Source organism: Pseudodesulfovibrio sp. zrk46 (assembly GCF_012516435.1).
Classification (GTDB): domain Bacteria; phylum Desulfobacterota; class Desulfovibrionia; order Desulfovibrionales; family Desulfovibrionaceae; genus Pseudodesulfovibrio.
This window is the reverse complement of the sequence record NZ_CP051216.1, coordinates 3,606,645-3,627,659: the sequence shown is the minus strand read 5'-3', so window position 1 is coordinate 3,627,659 and position 21,015 is coordinate 3,606,645. Positions and strand designations below refer to the sequence as shown.

Annotated in this window: 21 protein-coding genes; 18 read left to right on the top strand and 3 right to left on the bottom strand. The window is 47.5% G+C overall.

Features of this window, described 5'->3' with window-relative positions:
- Positions 1-4: 4 nt before the first annotated feature.
- The 3 genes from HFN16_RS16515 to HFN16_RS16505 form a co-directional block, all read right to left on the bottom strand.
- Entirely contained in the window at positions 5-556 is a 552-nt protein-coding gene (locus tag HFN16_RS16515; RefSeq protein ID WP_168891798.1) for a hypothetical protein, read from the bottom strand.
- 142 nt (positions 557-698) lie between these two features.
- A complete protein-coding gene (locus HFN16_RS16510; RefSeq protein WP_168891797.1) occupies positions 699-2,027 on the bottom strand; it encodes a M23 family metallopeptidase in 1,329 nt (442 codons plus the stop codon).
- Between the two features lie 164 nt (positions 2,028-2,191).
- Complete coding sequence (locus HFN16_RS16505) at positions 2,192-2,620, bottom strand: CBS domain-containing protein (protein WP_168891796.1); 429 nt, start codon at positions 2,618-2,620, stop codon at positions 2,192-2,194.
- Between the two features lie 173 nt (positions 2,621-2,793).
- Between HFN16_RS16505 and HFN16_RS16500 the strand changes: the two genes are divergently transcribed.
- From HFN16_RS16500 to HFN16_RS16415, 18 genes are all read left to right on the top strand, one after another.
- Entirely contained in the window at positions 2,794-3,435 is a 642-nt protein-coding gene (locus tag HFN16_RS16500) for a protein-L-isoaspartate(D-aspartate) O-methyltransferase (RefSeq protein WP_168891795.1), read from the top strand.
- Between the two features lie 23 nt (positions 3,436-3,458).
- Positions 3,459-4,412, top strand: a complete 954-nt coding sequence (locus HFN16_RS16495) for a DUF368 domain-containing protein (RefSeq protein ID WP_168891794.1) — start codon at positions 3,459-3,461, stop codon at positions 4,410-4,412.
- A 45-nt stretch (positions 4,413-4,457) separates the two neighbouring features.
- Positions 4,458-5,348, top strand: coding sequence for an Mrp/NBP35 family ATP-binding protein (locus tag HFN16_RS16490; protein WP_168891793.1), 891 nt, complete (start codon positions 4,458-4,460; stop codon positions 5,346-5,348).
- An 8-nt stretch (positions 5,349-5,356) separates the two neighbouring features.
- Positions 5,357-5,938, top strand: a complete 582-nt coding sequence (pgsA, locus tag HFN16_RS16485; protein ID WP_210772211.1) for a CDP-diacylglycerol--glycerol-3-phosphate 3-phosphatidyltransferase — start codon at positions 5,357-5,359, stop codon at positions 5,936-5,938.
- Positions 5,939-6,250: 312 nt separating this feature from the next.
- Complete coding sequence (locus HFN16_RS16480) at positions 6,251-6,529, top strand: hypothetical protein (RefSeq protein ID WP_168892405.1); 279 nt, start codon at positions 6,251-6,253, stop codon at positions 6,527-6,529.
- Positions 6,530-6,531: 2 nt separating this feature from the next.
- A complete protein-coding gene (locus HFN16_RS16475) occupies positions 6,532-6,855 on the top strand; it encodes a septum formation initiator family protein (RefSeq protein WP_168891792.1) in 324 nt (107 codons plus the stop codon).
- The gene (locus tag HFN16_RS16470) at positions 6,839-7,639 is read left to right on the top strand and encodes a tetratricopeptide repeat protein (protein ID WP_168891791.1); all 801 of its coding nucleotides are present in this window, start codon (positions 6,839-6,841) and stop codon (positions 7,637-7,639) included. Before HFN16_RS16475 ends, HFN16_RS16470 begins: the two co-directional genes overlap by 17 nt.
- A 12-nt stretch (positions 7,640-7,651) precedes the next feature.
- Positions 7,652-8,506 (top strand): hypothetical protein, encoded by an 855-nt coding sequence (locus HFN16_RS16465; protein ID WP_247648367.1) that lies wholly within the window; start codon positions 7,652-7,654, stop codon positions 8,504-8,506.
- A gap of 40 nt (positions 8,507-8,546) precedes the next feature.
- The gene (gene fbp / locus HFN16_RS16460; RefSeq protein ID WP_168891790.1) at positions 8,547-9,578 is read left to right on the top strand and encodes a class 1 fructose-bisphosphatase; all 1,032 of its coding nucleotides are present in this window, start codon (positions 8,547-8,549) and stop codon (positions 9,576-9,578) included.
- Positions 9,578-10,666, top strand: a complete 1,089-nt coding sequence (gene tsaD, locus HFN16_RS16455) for a tRNA (adenosine(37)-N6)-threonylcarbamoyltransferase complex transferase subunit TsaD (protein WP_168891789.1) — start codon at positions 9,578-9,580, stop codon at positions 10,664-10,666. Before fbp ends, tsaD begins: the two co-directional genes overlap by 1 nt.
- Positions 10,667-10,805: 139 nt before the next feature.
- On the top strand, positions 10,806-11,126 hold the full coding sequence (gene trxA / locus HFN16_RS16450) for a thioredoxin (RefSeq protein WP_168891788.1): 321 nt from the start codon (positions 10,806-10,808) through the stop codon (positions 11,124-11,126).
- 3 nt (positions 11,127-11,129) lie between these two features.
- Positions 11,130-12,050 carry a thioredoxin-disulfide reductase gene (trxB, locus tag HFN16_RS16445; RefSeq protein WP_168891787.1) on the top strand — a complete coding sequence of 307 codons (921 nt, stop codon included), beginning with the start codon at positions 11,130-11,132 and terminating at the stop codon, positions 12,048-12,050.
- A gap of 8 nt (positions 12,051-12,058) precedes the next feature.
- On the top strand, positions 12,059-12,787 hold the full coding sequence (locus tag HFN16_RS16440; protein ID WP_168891786.1) for an outer membrane protein assembly factor BamD: 729 nt from the start codon (positions 12,059-12,061) through the stop codon (positions 12,785-12,787).
- Positions 12,788-12,823: 36 nt separating this feature from the next.
- Complete coding sequence (locus HFN16_RS16435) at positions 12,824-13,702, top strand: hypothetical protein (RefSeq protein WP_168891785.1); 879 nt, start codon at positions 12,824-12,826, stop codon at positions 13,700-13,702.
- Between the two features lies 1 nt (position 13,703).
- Positions 13,704-15,755 carry an elongation factor G gene (gene fusA / locus HFN16_RS16430; RefSeq protein ID WP_168891784.1) on the top strand — a complete coding sequence of 684 codons (2,052 nt, stop codon included), beginning with the start codon at positions 13,704-13,706 and terminating at the stop codon, positions 15,753-15,755.
- Positions 15,756-15,758: 3 nt separating this feature from the next.
- Positions 15,759-16,295, top strand: a complete 537-nt coding sequence (locus HFN16_RS16425; RefSeq protein WP_168891783.1) for a DUF2062 domain-containing protein — start codon at positions 15,759-15,761, stop codon at positions 16,293-16,295.
- Positions 16,296-16,442: 147 nt separating this feature from the next.
- Positions 16,443-18,530 (top strand): methyl-accepting chemotaxis protein, encoded by a 2,088-nt coding sequence (locus HFN16_RS16420; protein ID WP_168891782.1) that lies wholly within the window; start codon positions 16,443-16,445, stop codon positions 18,528-18,530.
- Positions 18,531-18,663: 133 nt separating this feature from the next.
- Entirely contained in the window at positions 18,664-20,982 is a 2,319-nt protein-coding gene (locus HFN16_RS16415; RefSeq protein WP_168891781.1) for a chemotaxis protein CheA, read from the top strand.
- The last annotated feature ends 33 nt before the right edge of the window (positions 20,983-21,015 follow it).

Sequence of the window (21,015 nt, the reverse complement as noted above, 5' to 3'; positions counted from 1 at the left end):
TGCGTTAGGCTACAATCGCAGATAGACCGCCTGATTTGTCCATCAACTCTTGGAGGTTTGCAAAAAGCGAGTTGCGCTTAAGCATTTGCATACCGGGATTCTCTGCTTTGCTAAGTTCTGGTTCACGGCTGTGGATTGCGTCTTTAGGGTCGATTCCAGTGTGCTTCTTCCACTTATCCTGATTTTCATCATCTTCTTTTTCACCGAGCATTTTCTCAGTTGTCTTCGAGATGGATGAACGCATTTTGACACCGGTTATTTCTTCCATCTCCTGTTCAATCTCTTTGATTCGCTCCTTCTGTTCGTCGGTAAGATTTCCATCTACCATGGTCAGAAGTTGAGCGAGGAGATTTTGAAGGAAGATGAGTCGTTTTTCTTCTTCTGGAGTCAGTTCTTTTTGGAACGATATTGACGAGGTTTGTGGTTGGGCTTCTTCAGCTTGCTCAGGCTCAAAAAAGACTCCGTCTGATTGAACGCTGCGCACCAAACCACGAGCCTCTCTGTTTGTGCCACTTTGAGGCGAGATAAGCGACTCTGATCCAATACTGATGGTCATATTTGAATCTCCTATGGGAAAAGATTTCCAAGGTTATACGACAGCAAGAATCGGACCTTGGAAAATGCTTCCTGGCTATTAAAAAAGCCCCGCAGCCTGAATAGCTACGGGGCAAACTCTTATTAGGTGGTGATTGCTGTCTTTAGTCCAGCTTTGAAGTGATATTGTTCTTCATCCATGTACCGTCCCACCACTCTATGGGTTGAACCGGAGTTCCACCGATGATGACTCCGTAATGCAGGTGATCGCCGCCGGCTAAGCCTGTTGTTCCTGTGTTGCCGACGATGTCGCCTTTTGCAACCATATCCCCACGCTGCACACTAATAGAACTCAGATGTGCATAGAGAGTCTGAAGCCCAAGACCATGGTCAATTACAACGACGTTGCCATAAATACCTAGAAAATCAGCGTAGATGATTTTTCCATCATTACCTGCAGGAACAGGCGCGTGCTTGAGGCTGGCAAGGTCGAGTCCAAGATGAGTTTGGTGGTCAACCTTTTTGCCTTTGTACATGTAGTCGCGGGCATCTGCAAAACGTGCTCGGTTCGCTGCGTTGGGCAGACGCTTGAAGGTGCCGGACCACATCATGGCAGGGCTGGTTTGACGGCTGAACTCCAAAAGCTGATCTCTGTTTGCTTTGCGGATTTGATTGTTGATGTAGAGGTACTGTTCTAGTGGTGTCTTTTGACTGGGGACATCATTTTGAAATTCCGGGATTGTCCGCTCCATGAAGCGGTCAGAGAGGTTGATCTTGTCGCGACGAAACTTGCGGGCGTTCGTGTGGAAGTTGAAAGAACGCTTGGTGATGTTTCCTGCCTTGTCGCTGGCTTCGATTACCGGCTTAAAGTCGGCAATGGAAGTATCCCACGGATGAGCAAAGAGGCAGTAGTAGAGGTATTTCCCATTGTCATCGGACTGAAGGTATCCCGGAAAGAAACGCTCCCCAACACGGATGCCGGTCTTATCGGCTTCTTCAGAAAGAGCATAGACCATGAATCCGGCGCCGCCCTGATTCATATTGTTAGTATGAGACTGTACGTAGATGCGGGGAGGAGTGGCATCGAAAGAGTAGGCCCTTTCAGCTGTAGCAACTCCAGAAACGCCAAAGGGATAGAGAGAGGCGTCTTCAGTTTTAACCTGAATGGTGAACTGGCCTTCTTTGAGTTGGCCTTTGGCAAGGTCGATAACTTCTTCGACTTGCATCACGCCACCAGGGAATGTCTTGTTGATCAAAGGAATTGTTTTCCCATTCTGAAGTCCTACAATCTCAAGGGTTTTGAGACCACTGCCTGGATCAGCAACTGTTATGGTTAGTTGAGAACCTTTTCCAACGTTTGTTATTTCAGGACCGATGGCAATGGTCGGGGGAACGGTGTCCTTGAACAGAAGAAATGCCCCTGCACCCAGGGCAAGCATGACTATGACTACAGTAAGAATCAGAGGAAACGATTTGCTGCTTTCTTTTTTCATTGATTATTGGCTCTTTACTTATATTGGTTGAATAAGTGATGTGTAAATCTAGACTATTTCTATACTCATATAAGTGAGGAGACAAGGAAAAGGGAAAATTGCTGTGAAACGATAAGGGCCGCTTTCGGTTGAAAGCGGCCCTTGGAATTGGAATAGCTGGGAAATTACTGGGACTCGTTCAGTGCATCCATCAGGTTGATGGTTAAGCGAAGAAAGTCTGCTTCAGTTACTATCCCCGAGAGTTCTCCTTCATGGATGACTGGTAAGCAACCGTATTTGTGGTTCAGTAGTATTTGTGCAGCATCCTTGAGTGGTGTTTCTTCCTCTACGGTGGCGATATCAGTTCGCATAATCTCACGAATGGGTATCCCAGAGTCGATTTCCTTCTGGGTTTCCGGGTCAAGCTCGGCCAGTTTGGAGATAGTGGCTGATAGTATGTCTCGATGGGTAATAAGGCCAGTGAAGGTGTTGTCTACTGTTACGATAGGAATATGACGGATTCGTTGGAGGTCCATAAGGGAGCGAGCACTATGCAACGAATCGTTCTCCTTGAGCGAGAAAACGGGCGATGACATCAAATCCTTGACCAGCATGCGTAAACCTCCCCTCGTTAATATATTTTAAGTGTTCATCAAAGCTTAGGTTGTGTCAAGACGGTTGCAGAAATTATCATTCCCTTAGCCGTTTGGTTGACTTTGACCGTATAAAATGGTCTGCATGCGCAGGAAAAAATCCCCGGCCTGATTAGGCTGCCCAAGGAGAATTCATGGTCGATCCTGTGAGATCCCGAGAACGCATGGTGCGTGAGCAGATAGAGGCGCGAGGTATTCGCGATAAAGCGGTGCTGGACGCCATAAGGACCCTGCCTCGGCATTTGTTCGTTGAAGAAGCTCTGGCGTATAAAGCTTATTCGGATTGTCCGCTTCCTATTGGCGAAGGGCAGACTATTTCTCAGCCGTACATTGTTGCCTTGATGTCTGAGTTGCTTGAAGTGAAGCCTGAAATGAAAATCCTAGAGATTGGTACAGGCTCCGGCTATCAGGCCGCTGTATTGGCTCAAATGGGAGCTGAGGTCTTTACTGTCGAACGTATTAAGAAGCTATTCTTCTCCGCTAGAAAGCGTTTTATGGATATGCGCATGTTTTCGGTGAAGCTCAAGTTGGACGATGGAACTATGGGATGGCCGGAAGAAGCTCCATTTGATCGAATTATCGTCACCGCTGGTGGGCCAGAGGTTCCTGAGCCTTTGGTGGGACAACTGGCTGACAATGGACGAATGGTAATTCCCGTAGGTGGAACAAAGCGGACTCAGGAACTCATTCTTGTTGAGAAAATCAATGGTGAAGTGAAGATGACCAATAAAGGTGGTGTCGCCTTTGTAGATTTGGTCGGTAGTCACGGCTGGTAATATATTCTTTCATGGCAGGTAAAATGACTATCAAAGAAGCTTTCATGGCCAGCCCCGGGCCTGATTCTGCCAAGAGTGGACTGCTCTTGTGGGCTAAGGGGTTTTGCATGGGCGGGGCTGATATTATCCCAGGCGTTTCTGGTGGTACCATTGCCTTTATAACGGGAATTTATACTCAGCTAGTTGATGCTATTCGTTCCTTTGATGTGTCTTTTGCGCGTAAGTTATTTTCTTTGGACATTGCTGGCGCTGTCGCTGGCGTGCACATTCGCTTTATTGCCTGCTTATTGTTTGGCATTCTTGCAGCTGTGGTTTCAATGGCTCGGGTGATGCATTATATGCTTAATGTACATCCTATTGAGATTTGGTCTGTTTTCTTTGGTCTTATTGCGGCGTCGATCTATGTAGTAGGGCGAGAGATCAAGCCAATGAATGCTGCGAATGCGGGATTTGTTATGCTTGGTGCTGTGGGGAGTTTCATGCTGATTGGTATGATACCTGTGACCACTCCTGAGACTCTCCCGTTTATTTTTCTGTGTGGTGCTATTGCTATATGCGCTATGATTTTGCCTGGAATCAGTGGGGCGTTCTTGCTCCTTATGCTTGGCAAGTACGAGTATATCACTGGTACTCTTAAGAATCCCTTTGCTGCGGATAATCTCTTGGTTATCGGTGTGTTTGCAGCTGGCGCATGTGCTGGAATTGTCTTTTTTTCGAGGGTGTTGCACTACTTGCTACATCGGTGGCAAGCGCCAACAATTGCAGTCTTGACCGGTTTCATGCTGGGAGCTTTGCGAAAGGTCTGGCCTTGGAAGGAAGTGCTAGAGTCGATTTCCATTCGGGGTAAGGTGCATGTTCTTAGAGAACAAAATATCTTGCCAACTGTGGATGGGGACTTATTTTTTGCGATAGCCTTGGCTGTGGCCGGGGTGGTCGTTGTACTGCTGTTGGATAAGATTTCCCGTAGCAAGTCATAAGATGCGTACCGTCCAATATGGACTAAGATAAAGCGAGTAGAAGAAATGAGTAATTGCAGTTCAGGCTCCTGTGGGGGCAGCCGCAAAGACGGCGGCAAGAGTGCAAAAATGCAAATCCAGGATGAGATGATTCGTTCAACCCTGGAGAAGATTAAATACAAGCTGTTCGTCATGAGCGGCAAGGGCGGTGTGGGTAAGAGTTCTGTCTCCGTCAATGTCGCCGCAGCATTGGCTGCCAAGGGATTCAAAGTAGGCATTCTTGATGTAGATATTCATGGCCCAAGCGTACCGACCTTGCTTGGCATTTCAGGAACCATGGATATGGATCGAGGCTCTTTAGTTATTCCCAAGGAGTACAATGAGAATCTGCACGTTGTTTCCATGGAGTCATTGCTTAAGGATCCTGATCAGGCAGTATTATGGCGTGGTCCCATGAAGACCTCGGCTATTCGTCAGTTTATTTCCGACGTGCAGTGGGGGGAGTTGGACTTCTTGGTTGTTGACTCGCCCCCAGGTACTGGTGATGAGCCCATGACTGTATTAAAAACCATCCCCGACGCATTGGCTGTGGTTGTTACCACCCCCCAGGAAGTGTCATTGTCTGATGTGCGCAAATCCATTAACTTTCTTCAGTATGCCAAGGCGAATGTTATTGGTGTCGTAGAAAACATGAGTGGACTTGTTTGTCCTCACTGTCATGGGGCTATTGATCTGTTCAAAAAAGGTGGCGGTGAGGAATTGGCTGAGAAATACGGCCTTGAATTTTTAGGTGCTATCCCCTTGGATCCGGCCACTGTCGTGGCTGGCGACTTGGGCACACCTGTGGTATTGCTTGAGGAAGATTCCTTTGCCAAGAAGGCTTTCACTGATCTCGCTGATAAGATTGCAGAAGCAGTTGATAAAAGTCTTGAAGCGGCTTCCACAACTCACGACTAGGTTACGAAATGAGACGAGAAATATTCAATTTGCCTAATTGCTTGACGATGATGCGGATTTTGGCCACTCCGATCGTCATTTTTCTGCTGTACCTTGAGATGTGGTTTCAGTTTAAATATGGATCCTACTGTGCTTTTGGCGTGTATTTCGTGGCCTGTGTGACCGACTTCTTTGACGGTCGAATTGCACGACAGCAGAATCTCATTACTAATTTGGGCAAGTTCTTGGATCCGTTGGCTGATAAACTGCTTATTGGGTCCGTATTGATTATGCTCGTCCGAATGGGACCAGATTGGAAAGTGCCGGCTTGGATTGTTATCATTATCATTTGTCGAGAATTGGCGGTTACAGGCATGCGAGCCGTAGCTGCCGAAATGGGACAGGTTGTGGCAGCTGACAAACTCGGCAAGGCCAAAACTCTTGCTCAAAGCTTGGCAGGTGGATTTCTTATCTTCCACTATCCGTTGTTTGGTTGGGACCCGCGCCCCTTAGGGCAAGGTTTACTGTGGTTGGCTCTAGTACTGACTGTGATTTCAGGAGGTAATTATCTCTTCGATTTCTACAAGAAGTGGATAGCCAACGCAGACTGATCGGAAAATTGAATGCTCAGACAGTCGCCCGCAAGGTTAATCCTTGTGGGCGACTTCCTTTTGAGTTCACGATAGAAGCTGTGGATGAGTGGTGTGGATAGTTTTTGTGATTATTTGCATCCATCCAGTTTCGTTCATGAATTTCTTTAGACTTTTTCTTCCCCAGGTGTTCATAATTGCCGTACCTGTACGGTATTACTAACTATATTCATAGATGACAGAGGGGCTTATCCATGTTAACTATGTTTGTAATTGTATAAAAAGATGCAAATTGTCGACGAGAGTGAATTGAATAGCAAAACGGTGTCCAACATGACTGACTCCAGTTCTGTGAGCTACCTAGTCCGCATAACCAACTGTCTTCAGACCATTTTGGAACTCGAACCACAGTTGGAGAAACTCGAGCACGGAAATTCCTTGCTCGATGAGTTCGCTGTGCTCAAGTCTTTTCTTGAGAAGATTGATCGTGTTGATTTGAGCGAGTCTGATGTTCAGCGGATCGAGTCGGCTACAGCCAATTTCCTCAAGGAATTGCAGGCGCCGTTGGCTATGGCTGAAGCCGACGAAAATAAAGGACGCAGGCTCCAGTAGCTATGCATGGACGTATCGCCATTATCGCTCTGCTTCTCCTTATTAATCTGTTTCTTCTATTCAGATTGGTTTGGAGTGATCAGGGCGTTTTCGCGTATTTGGAACTCAAGAACCGTTATGAGATTCTTCAGGCACGGATAGACGATGTCGACGGGAAAAGCCTGGATTTAAGTCAGGAAATCCGTCGTCTTAAATCAGATAAAGGTTACCAGGAAAAAGTCATTCGAGAACGAATGAATTTCGTTAAGAAAGACGAGATCTTATATATATTCCCCGACGAGACCGCCAACACCAGCGGAGAAGGAAGCGATGACCAAGAAAATTGAGTGGTATCAAGAAGTTCTCTCTTTGGAGCCTGGTTCCAGAGTATTCTTCCCCCTTGCCAAACTTTTCGTGGAAAATGGTTTGCCTGAAGATGCCGTCATTACCCTCCAAAAGGGATTGGATCGACATCCTGATTACCTTGAAGCGCGAATGTTGTTGGTGGAACTTCTGACAGAATTGGGCCGCGAAGAAGAAGTGCATGATCAACTCGCTCGTGTAATCAATCCGCTTAAGGACTATCCTGCATTTTGGCGTGGATGGGCGCGTAGTTTGCCCGAAGATAAGCGTGACCTTGCAGTATTCTTGATGCTTGTTTCTTCCAATTTGAAAGGGGATACTATCAAGTGGACCGATGTGGTTTTCGAAGGTATATCCACGCTGGCTGATCGTTTGGTAGGAGCACCGCTCCCACCCCCAACGGATACTCCGCCGCCCTCTTATTTACAATGCATGGATGTTGTTCCAGAAGATGATTTTGAAAAGGGTGAGGCTGAATATGCCCGTCCCGGTATGGGGTCGTTTCGTACTAAAACAATGGCTGACCTGCTCGCATCTCAGGGAGATGTTCAGGGAGCACTAGAAATTTATCGGGAATTGTTGCATTCATCGGTTTCCGACGAACGTCGTGATGAGTTAACCAAGCGTATCGCGGAGCTTGAAGGGCGCGAAAGCGATTCCTATGAGTCTGTCGAGCGTGAAGATGCTTTCAGCGTACATGCCAAGAATCGTCTGATTAGTACGTTGGAGACTTTAGCTGCCCGCTTTGAAGCTCGGGTTCGAAATTAAGCAAGCCACCAAATGACGACGGGCATCGTTTGGACGGATGCCCGTTGTTTTTTTATTATGAAAGATAATTTTATGAAATACATACATATGTTGGTGCTGACCTCTCTGTTCCTTTTTGCAGGGTGCAGTGCATGGCAAAGCACTTCAGACTACATGGGTGAAACGTGGGATTCCACCAAAGAATACATTGATCCCCCGCCGACCATCGACACTAACCGTTATCAGTTCGACAATCCTAATCAGGAAAAGCTGGCATCTCTTTTTACTCCTGTTGATGGTCCTCTTACTTCCCTTGCTCGCTACGTTGACGATACTGATACTTTGCCCGGGGTTGACTGGCTTGATTTGTTACGAGCCCGGTTTCCTTGGGTGAACCGTGTAATCGTTACGGATGAGAACGGTATTATCATGTTCATGCAGCCTGCCATCCCTGTGAAACGAATTACCAAGCCATTGGTTTTCGAAGGTGTATGGCGTGATATTCATCTGCTTACGGTCGTTGATTATAACGACCTAGGGCCGGAATTGTATATTGGTCGTCCCTACTTTAAAGATACAGATTTTCGAGGCCTTATAGGCGTCGGTTTTGATCCGCGTACATTATTGACCCTGTGTCCTGATCCTAAGGAACTTGTAATCATTCATCCAGGTGGTGGAGTGTGGTCGCGTGGTGCAGATGTTGACAAAGAAGGCTTGCTAGCCGTGCCTTGGGATGAAATTCTTGCCGATAATGTGCAAGGCCAGGTAAAGGTAGGGGACAAGTTCTATACTTGGCTTGTTCGTTACGTGGGTAAAGATCCTTACGTATATGCCACGGAGAGCGTCGATCCCAAAGCTGACGCCGATTCCATTTGGTGGCCTTTCTAGTTCTTTTTGATATATGCTTATCCGTTCAAAGGAAGTGACGATGCCCCAGCAGGTTACGGTTACCGAACACATTCTCCTGCACCAGAAAATGGTGCCGGGAGCCACTGGTCAGTTTACTCGCTTGTTCAACGAGTTGGTATTATCGGCCAAAATTATTTCTCGCGCAGTAAACAAAGCCGGTCTGGTAGACGTTCTCGGTTTCACGGGTGACGTCAATGTTCAAGGCGAAGAGGTGAAAAAGTTGGATGAATACGCCAATCGTATTCTTATTCATCGCCTTGCTCGTTCTGGTGTGCTCTGTGCCATGGCTTCTGAAGAAAATGCCGACATCATTGAGGTCCCTGAAACGTTGCCTCGTGGTGATTATATTATTATTTTCGATCCTCTCGATGGCTCCTCCAACATCGATGTAAACGTTAACATTGGAACCATCTTTTCTATCTACAAGCGCAAGTCGCCTTCAGATGGATCTCTTATGGCGAGCGATGTGCTCCAGAAGGGTTCTGAGCAGGTCGCCGCTGGCTATATTCTTTATGGTTCTTCGACGATGCTTATCTTTACTTCGGGTGATGGAGTGCATGGTTTTACCCTCGACCCCAGTGTTGGGGAGTTCATTTTGTCTCACCCCAATATCAGAATTCCGGAGCAGGGTAAGATTTATTCTGTTAACGAGGGCTATGAGAGATACTGGGATCGTGACACCAAAAAGGCGCTGGCCTATTTCAAATCTCCCAAGAATGCGCTGCGCAAACCATTTAGCGCACGTTACATTGGTTCCTTAGTTGCCGATTTTCATCGTAATTTGCTTTACGGCGGAATCTTCATGTATCCAGCAGATTTGCGAGATCCTAAGAAGCCTTCTGGAAAGCTTCGTCTTACGTGTGAGTGCAACCCCATGGCCTTCATCGTTGAGCAGGCAGGGGGGATGGCTACTGACGGAATCAACAGGATTCTTGATATCGAGCCTGAACATCTGCATCAGCGTGCACCTTTCTTCTGCGGTTCGTATAACGATGTGCAGATGGTTAAGGAAATCTACGAAGCCGAGCGCAAGATTAAGAAGAACAAATAATGCTGACTCTGGGAATCGAAACTTCCTGCGACGAAACCGCCGTGGCTTTGGTCCGCGATGGAAAATTGCTGGGTGAGAAACTGGCTACGCAGATAGATGTTCATGCGCTTTTTGGGGGCGTGGTGCCGGAAATTGCATCCCGTGAACACTTGCGTGTATTGCCCCGTTTGTTCAAAGAGCTCCTTGGTGAACATGGAGTGGCTCCCGAAGATATCGACAATATTGCAGTGGCCCGAGGGCCGGGATTGTTAGGTAGTTTGTTGGTAGGCGTAAGCTTCGCTAAAAGTTTGAGCTTATCTACCGGGGCTTCACTTGTGGGGGTTAACCATCTTTGGGCTCATTTATTAGCCCCAGGGTTGGTTGAAGAGTTGGTATTTCCCGCAGTTGGTTTATTGGTTTCTGGTGGGCACACCCATACTTATCGTATTGAGTCACCTCTTGAGTTTGATCTCCTTGGAAGGACCTTGGACGATGCCGCAGGTGAGGCTTTTGATAAGGTCGCTAAAGTATTGAATTTCCCTTATCCAGGTGGACGCTTTATTGATGAGCTAGGACGTGAGGCCGAGCCTGACACAAAGTTATTTCCTCGAGCATTCATCGACAACCCTAGTCTTGATTTCAGCTTCAGTGGTCTTAAAACTGCTGTTGCCAACTATGTGAATAAGCATCAGGAACTAGTGTTTGAGGAAATGGCAGATTTTGCAGCTGTCTCTGCATTGTCTGGGGAGCGTCGAGAAAATCTGGCACGCGTTTGCGCCTCCTTTAACTGGAGCGTGGCAGACACTTTGCGTATTAAGGTTGAGCGCGCACTCAAGACTGCAGGACCTGTAAAGAGTCTTATCGTTGCCGGCGGTGTTGCTGCTAACTCCATGATTCGAGAAACCATGGCTGGTGTTGCGGATAAGAAACGGTTGCGGTTGACTTTGCCTAACCTGTCATTATGTACCGACAATGGTGCCATGATAGCCTATGCAGGACACCTTCTGTCTAAGGCCGGGTATAGTCATTCACTGGATTTGGAAGCTATTCCACGTGGTAGAGTTGTGCCTTTGGATTGGACTGTTGGCAAAAATATCATTCAAGCGTAGATTATACACCGCATGTTCTTGACAGGGGTGTACCTCGAGACCTATTTTGTATAAATTGTTGGAACATATGCTCTTGGCAGACCAAGAGCTTTGGATTCCCTGAGAATACAGCGGCTGAGCCGTAAAAAAGGAGATTCATATGGCTAATCAGATCACGGACGGTAATTTCGAACAGGAAGTGTTGCAGAGTGATGTCCCTGTCCTCATCGATTTCTGGGCTCCGTGGTGCGGTCCTTGCCGTGCAATGGGACCGGTCATCGACGAGCTGGCTGAGGAATATTCTGGTCAGATCAAGATCGTGAAGATGAATGTTGATGAGAACTCCGCTACCCCCGGTAAGTACGGCATCCGCGCTATCCCGACCCTGATTTTGTTCAAGGACGGCGAGGTTGTGGACCAGTCCACTGGCGCTGTCTCCAAGAGCAGCATCAAGGAAATGATCACCAAGAAGGCGCTGTAATAAATGAAATCTTATGACGCCGTAGTCATAGGGGGCGGCCCGGCAGGAATGACGGCTGCCCTTTATCTTTTGCGTGCCGGTGTAAAAACCGCCATGATCGAGAAGCTTTCTCCCGGTGGCCAGGTTCTCATGACCTCGGAAATTGAGAACTACCCTGGTTTTCCGACCGGCCTCCAGGGCTGGGAGCTTGCTGACAAGTTTACGGCACACCTTGAGGAATATCCGCTGGACCGCATCTCTGATGAGGTTCGCGACATTGAGTTTGGGGATCCCATTCACACAATTAAAGTTGGGGATGAGGATGTTCAGGCCAAGGCTATCATTTTGGCAACTGGCTCTCGTTATCGCAAGCTAGGCATTCCGGGTGAAGAACGTCTGTTAGGGCGGGGCGTGTCCTATTGTGCCTTGTGTGACGGAAACTTCTTTCGTGAAAGAGACGTTGCCGTCATTGGCGGTGGTAATTCTGCCCTTGAGGAAGCTCTGTATTTGGCTCGTCTGGTGAACAAAGTTTACTTGATTCATCGACGTGACGAGTTTCGCGGCCTTGCCTGCTATCAGGATAAGTGTTTTACCCACGAGAAGATCAAAGTTATCCGCAATACTGTGGTTGACGAGATTCAGGGTGAAACAGACGTGGAGACTTTGGCTTTACGTCAAGTTGATACCGGTGAGACATCAGAACTCAAGGTGGACGGCACCTTTATTTTCGTTGGTTTTGAGCCAATTATGGACTTTGTCCCCGATACGGTTGAAAAGAACAGGAATGGTGTGATTACTGATGTAGAAATGGTCACCAATATTCCGGGTGTGTTCGCCGCAGGTGACATTCGCTCCAAGATGTGCCGACAGGTAGCTTCTGCCGTAGGTGATGGAGCCACTGCTGCCAACTCTGCATTCACTTATCTCGAACAACTGGATAGCTAGAGGGTTCCATGCGTTTTAAGTACGCTTTAATCTCTATGCTCATTCTTTGGGCTTTGTCCGGTTGTGCTTTGCTTGACCAGTATTTCCTGCCACCTCCCGAGGATACTGCGCAGGAATTGTTCGAAGCAGGCATGGATGCGATGGGTGAAAAAGATTATGAAGATGCCCAAGATTACTTTTCCAAGTTGAAAGATCGTTTCCCCTTCAGTCCATATGCGATGAAAGCAGAATTGGCTTTGGGAGATGCATATTTCCTTGGAGAAAAGTATCTTCAGGCCCTTGATGCCTACAAGGAGTTTGAAGCGCTTCACCCTAGTAACGAGGAGATCCCATACGTTATCTATCAAATCGGTAACTCTAACTACAATTTGTTCAAATCCATCGACCGCAGGCAGGAGAACATTAAGGAAGGGTTGGAGTACTTTTACCGGTTAGTTGATACGTATCCGGATTCCAAGTGGGTTGAGCCCGCCAAAGAGTTGATTGTAAAAAGTCGCCGAATTTTGGCTGAGCACGAAGTGTATGTGGCAGATTTCTTCTGGCGTACTGAAAAGTATGGCCCAGCGTGGCATCGATATCAGTATGTAGTGGAGAATTTCTCAGACGTCCCAGACTTGCGTGACTATGCGCGTAAGCGTGCTGAGTACTCCTACTATGAGTACCAAAAGACGTTATCCGAAGAAGAGCGCCTGAGAATTCAGGAGAGTTGGCTTCTTTGGCTCAAGGAATGGTTATAAACAACAGGCGGTCTTCGGGCCGCCTTTTTTAGATGTATGAAAAACTCACGGTTCTCTTTTCCCGATTGGATAAATGAACTCGTCCCTGATGACGATCTTTTTGCGATGGCTTATGACGACATCGCCGACCATAACCGTGCGTTGATGAAGACCAGTATTGCTCGGCTATATGACTGGTACGGTCCGCGTAAAGACATCGCAGGGACTGTGTCGCGGCAATGGCTATCTGGCTTTGAAAGCAAAACCACTTTTGATGCTGTCGATTTCGCTGTAGTTCTATTTGATGGGAGTCTTCTCTCTCCTGCTCGCCTGTTGTCCGCTTTAGTTCCTGCTCTTGCTGGAGGAGTAAAAAATGTGTTGGCAGCTCGTGTAGCTGGTGGGCCATGGCGTAAAGCTGTGCTTACTGGATTGGAGTTAGCTGGGCAGGAGTTTGTAGTAGATGTTTCTGAAGCTCAGGCCAGGCGTCTGTTTAATGAACTAAGAGATTCAGGTCATACTGGTGCTGTGACCGTACTTGGACCAAAGGCCGCAGTTATCAAGACAAGCGAATTGCAATCAGCTTCTCGTATTGCTTTTTGGCGTCCGAGATTTACCCGTGCTGCTGCTGTTTGGATGGACGATGCACATACTTTTGATCTCGAAGCGCTGGCATTCACCCATCCTGATATTGTTTTTAGTGTTTTTGGTGCAGAAACCGAACTTCCAGCAGACAATTTTTCTTATGAAGGCGATGTCTTTGATGATTTTTTAGAAGCCATTATTGACGTTGCATATCTTCCTGCCATTCGTATGGATCTTGCCTTGGCTAAGGCTAAGGTTGTTTTAGGACCAGGACAGGAAGGATGCTGGGTCTGGCCTGATCTCCACCCTGAACTTTTCCAGTTTCATTCCACCGCTTGGACTATCAGAGGTTGACGTGAGCAAATCCAATGCCCCCTCGGCGAAGGTTCTTTCGAACCTTCGCAATATCGGAATTATTGCGCATATTGATGCTGGCAAGACAACTTTAACCGAAAGAATTCTTTACTATTCTGGTAAGATACATCGTATCGGCGAAGTTCATGAAGGAACTGCCACTATGGACTATATGCCCGAGGAGCAAGAGCGAGGTATCACAATTACTTCTGCTGTGACCTCATGTCAGTGGGATCCATGCATGATCAATATTATTGATACACCTGGGCATGTTGATTTTACTATTGAAGTAGAGCGTTCGTTGCGTGTGTTGGATGGTGCCGTAGGTGTTTTTTGTGGTGTTAGCGGAGTCGAACCTCAGTCTGAGACCGTTTGGCGTCAGTCTGAATCCTACCATGTTCCCAAGCTGGCTTTTGTAAACAAGATGGACAGATTGGGTGCGGATTTTGAAGCGGTAGTGAACTCCATTCGATCTAAGCTCGGCGCTAATGCCATTCCGATTCAGTATCCTGATGGGGAGGGTGATGAATTTAAAGGCATCTTTGATTTGATTGAAATGAAGAGGTTAGAATTCGACCCTGCGACCAATGGCGAAAAATGTATCGCTTCAGATTTGAGTGATGACGAGATTGATGTCTTGGAGCCATGGCGGGAAAAGATGCTGGAAGCTGCTGGCGAGGAAGACGAAGAGATTATAGACCTCTATTTGTCAGGTGAAGAAGTTCCTGCTGCTAAAATTCGAGCAGCCTTACGACTGGGGACGTTGGCTCAGCGTATTGTACCAGTGTTAGTTGGGTCGGCTCTTAAAAATGTTGGAGTGCAGCCTGTCATGGCTGCGGTGTGTGATTATCTTCCCAGTCCATTGGAAGTTCCGGCCGCAGTGGGTATTGATCCTGAATCCAAAAACAAAATTTCATTTGATGTGTCTCATAAGGAGCCGTTGTCCGCATTGGTTTTTAAGGTGACAATGGAGTCGGGCCGTAAGCTTGCGATGATGCGCATTTATTCAGGCAAATTGTCTGCGGGCGATACGGTCTTCAATATTACGCAAGGCAAGAAAGAACGTGTGGCGCGCCTTTTCCGCCTACATGCCGGTAGACGTGAGAAAATAGACACGGCATTTGCAGGGGATATGGTTGGTGCGGCCGGTATGAAGTTCGCTCGTACAGGTGATTCTTTATGCAATGAGGAAGCTCCAATACTTTTGGAACAGATTGCTGATTACAAACCGGTTATATCTCTTGCCATCGAGCCTCGTAATTCTGAAGAAGGCGAGAAGCTGGATGAAGTTCTTGAGAAGTATCTCATGGAAGATCCTACTTTGGAGCTAAAGCGCGACGAAGACACGGATCAGATTATCTTATCTGGTATGGGGGAGCTTCACCTGGATGTCGTTCTTGAGCGCTTGAAGCGTGAGTATAAACTTGATCCTCGTGCTGGTAAGCCACAGGTTGTGTATCAGGAGACCGTTGCTGCGAAGGGCGCAGGTCAAGGCGAGTTCGACCGCGTGTTAGGTGAAGAAAAACACTATGGTGGCGTTCATTTATCTGTGGAACCTATTGATCGTGATACAGGGCGTAAGATTTCTTTTGAGATTGATCTAGAAGCATGGCCAGGCACCTGGGTGGAAGCTGTGGAAGATGGTATTTCCGATGGGTTGCAGAGTGGCGTGGTGCGTGGGTATCCCGTTCAGGATGTTCATGTAAGGGTCCTCAGTATGGAGCGCAAAGATGGTGAGTCAAGTCCGGTGGGGTATCGTATGGCCTCTGCCATGGCGCTCAAGGATGCATTGCGTAATGCTACTCCTCGTCTTATGGAGCCCATAATGTATGTCGAGATCGGCGTGCCTGAGGAATTCGTTGGCGACGTTGTTGGGTTACTCGGCTCCAAGGGGGCTAAGATTGAGAATATGATTGACCGTAGTGGACAGAAGGTCGTACAGGGGCTTGCTCCCTTGGCTAGTTTGTTTGGATTTTCCACAGACCTGCGTTCGGCTACACAGGGGAGAGCTGGTTTTGTAATGAAATTCCATCGATTTGACGTGCTGGAGTAATCTGTGACTACCGACCTTCGTCGACACACCTCACCGGAAAAGAAAACAAAAGAGAAAAGTGGCTGGTGGAATGGCAGCAAGCGTTGGACCAAGTACTGGTACTTGCGTCTGATGCGCCAGAATTCGTCGCCCAAGAATTTGGCTGCGGCAATGGCACTTGGAATGTTCATCGGTGCCATGCCCATCATCCCGTTTCAATCTGTTGTGGTCATTGCCTTAGCTATTGTTTTCCGGGTCAACAAGCTCGCTGCATGGTTGGCTACTTGTTATTCAAATGCTGCCACAATGGTGCCATTTTATTATTTTCTTTATGAAATTGGCAGCACCCTGACGCAGGTTGATGTGGCGTTTGATCCCAACAATCTTGAGATGGAGCAAATGATTTCGGCAGGGTGGGACGTTTTTGGGGTTATGTTCGCTGGTGGTTTCGCTTTTGGTGTGCCAGCAACGGGTCTGACTTATTTTCTTTCTCTGTTCATTATCAGGCGCTACCGTCAGCGTCGTGCCATTCGTTTGTTGAAAAAGAAGATCGGCAATTAATATCTTGTGGCTGATTAGTCTTCGGTTTTTTCGTAAAATCTTTTCATTCAATTGCAATTCCCACTGCAAAAGCGTATTCATTTCATGGTAATCCAAATGTTTTGATAGCGATCAGTCTCTGGTCGCATTGCAAATGGAGAGTCTGAAATGGGAGCCGGTTTTCGCGGTTGGATGATTGGTTTGGGCCTTTTTTGCTGTGGCGCCTTTGCCGGAGCATTCTATCTTGGAGGATGGATTGCTTTTGGTGTTGCCGCTGGGTGCTCACTATTGGCAGCAGTTGGTGCATCGTTTATTGCTGCACTTCCCGAAGTCCGTTTGCGTAAAGCTATGGATGATTTGGGCGAGCACTGCGACCCTGAAACCGCTCTTTGTGAGCTTGGAAAAGGTGAGTTAAGTCAATCTCTTTGTCGGTTGGCAGGGGGGATGGCTCGCTATCAGCAGGACAGTCTTTTTTATCAAGAAGCTCTTAAAGGACTGAATGCTCCAGTTTTGATCTTAGGGAGCAACGGTAACATCTTGCGGGCCTCCCAAGCTTTTCTGACTCTTTTGAATAAGCCTGCCAATCGAGTGGTAGGATCTTCTGTGGCGCTCGCGATTTCTGGGCACAACGGTGATTCCGTTGCTGATAGGGTGCTTCGTTCTGGGAAATCTGCTGAAGAAGAAATTCAGTATACTTTTGAAGATGGTCGTACTCTTAATCTAAGATTGGCTGCTGTTCCTATCAAGGATGCGGATGGCGATGTAAAAGGTGTCGTTTGCTCAGTTGCTGATCAGACCGAGGCTTTGGCGCAACAGCTAGAGATAGATGAGCAGCGTGCAAGCATGGCTCGCGCTGGCGAACAGCTTAGTGGCTTGGCTGAACATGTAGCTTCAGCTACGGAATTGCTGTCAGCCTCTGCAGATGACCAAGCGCAAGGTGCGCAGAAGCAGCGTAATCAAACGACCGCTGTTGCTACTGCCATGGAGCAAATGACAGGAACTGTGTTGGAGGTTGCTCGCAACGCAAATGCAACCAGTGATGCCGCCAGTCAGGCTCATGAGTCAGCCAATGAGGGCGTTGGAATGGTCAATAGTGCAGTGGCTGCCATTAATGAAGTGGCGGATTCTGCTAAAGGCTTGGCCTCCGAGATCACACAACTCAATGTTCAGGCGGAAGAAATTGGTCGCATTATCAGTGTTATCAACGACATTGCCGACCAGACAAATCTGTTGGCATTGAATGCGGCTATCGAGGCTGCAAGGGCCGGAGATGCTGGTCGTGGTTTTGCCGTTGTCGCAGATGAAGTACGTAAACTTGCTGAGAAAACCGTCGCAGCCACTAAAGAGGTGGAAGAGGCAATTGGTACCATCCAGCAAAGGTCTCGTCACGCTACGGAAGCCATGAACCAAACAGAGCAGCAAGTTGCTTCCAGTACCGACCTTTCCAATCAAGCGGGAAATGCGCTCCAGACCATTATGGAATCGATTAATGATATGGTTGGTCGGGTTTCACAGATTGCTACGGCAGCCGAACAGCAATCTTCCGCTGCCGAAGAGATTAATAGTAGTATTGAAGACATTGCTCTCATTGCTAGCGATGCCGACGAGGCTGCAGGACAGGCTGCCCATGCTACTCGTGATCTGGCTGGTCTTGCTCAGGAACTGCTCGACGTTTCAAAGAATTTCCGTGACGGAGGCGGAGAAAATCTGCTTCGCGAGTCGGAAGGTGAAATGAAGGGGATTTTACCTAAGTTGACTCAAGATTTCGTCCGTTCAACTTATGGAGATGAGGTTTTTGAGGGAATGAATGAAGCCATGGGCATGCCAGTATTCTTGCCTACAGACAGTTATCCAGACCAAGTACTGATGCAAATGTCTGAATTGGTTTCAGCACAGACCGGCGTATCTACACGTGAGTTTTTTCTTGATTTGGGCAATTTTACCGTCGTTCGTTTCCACGAGATGTACCCCAGTTATTTCAAGAATGAATCTCTCAAGGAATTTTATCTGCGCATGAATGATATCCATGCTCAGTTAACCAAGGATCAACCTGGTATTAAACCCCCGGGCTTCACATACGAAGACAAAGGCGATGACCTTTTTATGAACTATCGCTCTCAGCGGGGATTATTCGATTATTTCGAAGGAATTCTGCTTGGCGCAGCGCGTTTTAAAGGCGAGCGTGTTACTATTCATGTTAAACCATTTGATGACACGACCGCTCGGGCTGAAATCGTTTTTCATGGGAAAAATTGATAAATACAGCTAAATTGTAATTTATAATGGGATACTTGCCCCCTTTCTGAGATAGTTATGCAGGTACGTAGCCTAATTGGATTCGTTCTTGTCTCAATAACGCATCGAATACTCGTTTTCAGGAGCACATAGGATGTCTGACGATATCAATAGACAAATATTCAAAGAAGAAGCCTACGACCTTCTTGGCGAATTGGAAAGCGCGCTTCTGGAGTTGGAAGAAGCACCGGATGATATGGATGTGGTCAATCAGATTTTCCGCGCTCTTCATACAATTAAAGGCTCCGGCGCGATGTTCGGCTTTGATGATATCGCCGAGTTTACTCATGAGGTTGAGAATGTATTCGATATGGTTCGAAACGGCGACTTAGGCGTCTCTCAACCCCTCTGCAATCTTGCGCTAAAGTCTCGAGATTATATCAAGCTGATGCTTGATAATTCTGATGAAGGTGAGATTGTTGATCCTTCTACCATGGCTGAGATTCTTAATGGGCTGAAGGTGTTGGTTTCAGGTGAAGATGAAGTGGGAGAGGCTGAAGATGATCAACCGACTGATAGTGGTTTAGAAATAATTGATGAGGCTTCCGCTCCGGAAGAAGCTGGAGAAGCCCATAACTATCAAATCATTTTGACTGCAAAAGACGGGGCTGAAGTTGATGAGCCCATGTTGGAGTCTCTTTTCGACGAGTTGGTTAAGCTTGGCGAATTTAAAGTTGTAACCCGTCCGGGGGATATTCCTGGTAGTGAGGGGGCGGCCCGTTGGGAGCTCTCTCTTGTTACTGATATTGTTAAAGACAACGTCGCCGATGTGTTCTTCTTCGTTGATGCTGATCTTACTGTCGAGATCGAAGATACTGCTATTCCTTCGGATACAGTTCCTGAAGAGCCTATTGTTGAAGATGTCCCTGTGCTTGTTGACGAGAAGTCCGAACCAGAAGTCGAAGAGCCGGTGGTCGAGAAATCAGAAGAGTTGGTTCTCGACTTTGCCGAAGATGAGGGCTCTGTTGAGGGTGGGCCAGCTATTGAAGATGCTGAAGAAAAGAAGCCCGCCGCTAAAGCTGAGCTTTCTGCGTCTGCAGGCTTGGAAGACGTCCCTGCGCCAAGAATTGGTGAAATGCTGGTAGAATCCGGAGAAGTGTCGGAAAAGGATATTCAGGAAGCTCTGAGGAAGCAAAAGCCCATTGGGCAGATTTTAGCCGAAGAAGGCAAGATCGCTCCTGATAAGCTGGAAAAAGTTGTTAAGAAGCAGAGTGAAGTTAAAGAAAAGGAAGCTTCCAAAAAAAGACAGGAAGCCATGTCGAGTATCCGTGTGGCTGCTGATAAGTTGGATTTCCTAGTAGATCTGGTTGGTGAGTTGGTTATTGTGCAAGCACAGATTACTCAGGTTGTCAGTGAGCGAAATGATCCTCAGATGACTGCTCTTGCTGAAGAACTGGAGCGTCTGAGTGATGAACTTCGCGATTCTACTCTTGGAATCCGCATGCTGCCAATCGGTACTTCGTTCTCCAAATTCAAGCGGTTGATTCGAGATCTGTCCAGTGAATTGGGCAAGGAGATCGGACTTTCTACTAGTGGTGAAGATACTGAACTCGATAAGACGGTTATCGAACGATTGGGTGACCCGTTGGTTCATCTCCTCAGAAACAGTTTGGACCATGGGATTGAATCTCCAGAAGAACGTAAGGCTGTCGGCAAGCCGCCGCAGGGCATGATTCTTTTAGCGGCCGAACATTCTGGTGGTGAAGTTCTCATTCGAATTACTGATGATGGCCGTGGAATGTCGACTGAGGCTATTCGTGAGAAGGCCATAGAGCGTGGGCTGATCACGAAGGACACTGAGCTTACGGAAAAAGAGTTGCTCAAGCTTATTTTCGAGCCCGGTTTTTCGACAGCTAAGGAAGTCACTAATGTGTCCGGACGTGGTGTGGGCATGGATGTGGTTAAGCGCGCCATCGACTCTCTGCGTGGAACCATTGACATCGACAGTATTCCTGGAAAGGGAACAACCATCACTATTCGTTTGCCCTTAACTCTGGCTATAATTGACGGTCTTCAAGTGCGGGTTGAGGATGAGTATTATGTTATTCCTCTTTCCTTGGTTGAAGAATGTGTGGAGCTTTCTCGAGCAGAGGTCGAAGACAACGAAACAGGGCAGCGTATTCTGCATCTTAGGGGCGAGATTGTTCCTTATATCCATATCCGAGATTGGTTTGGTATCGAAGGAGACAACCCACCCATCGAACAGATTGTTATCACTGGAGTGGAAGGCAGTCGCGTAGGTATTGTTGTAGACACTGTTATTGGTGAGCACCAGACGGTTATCAAGAGCCTAAGTCGTGTTTATAAGGACGTGGAAGGGATTTCTGGAGCTACCATCAAGGGGGACGGCTCTATCGCATTGATTTTGGATGTTCCCAGCTTGGTACGTCGCGTTGTGGCGGAATCCAAGTAGTTCGACTTGTATTGCATTTGCGAGGCGAAAAGG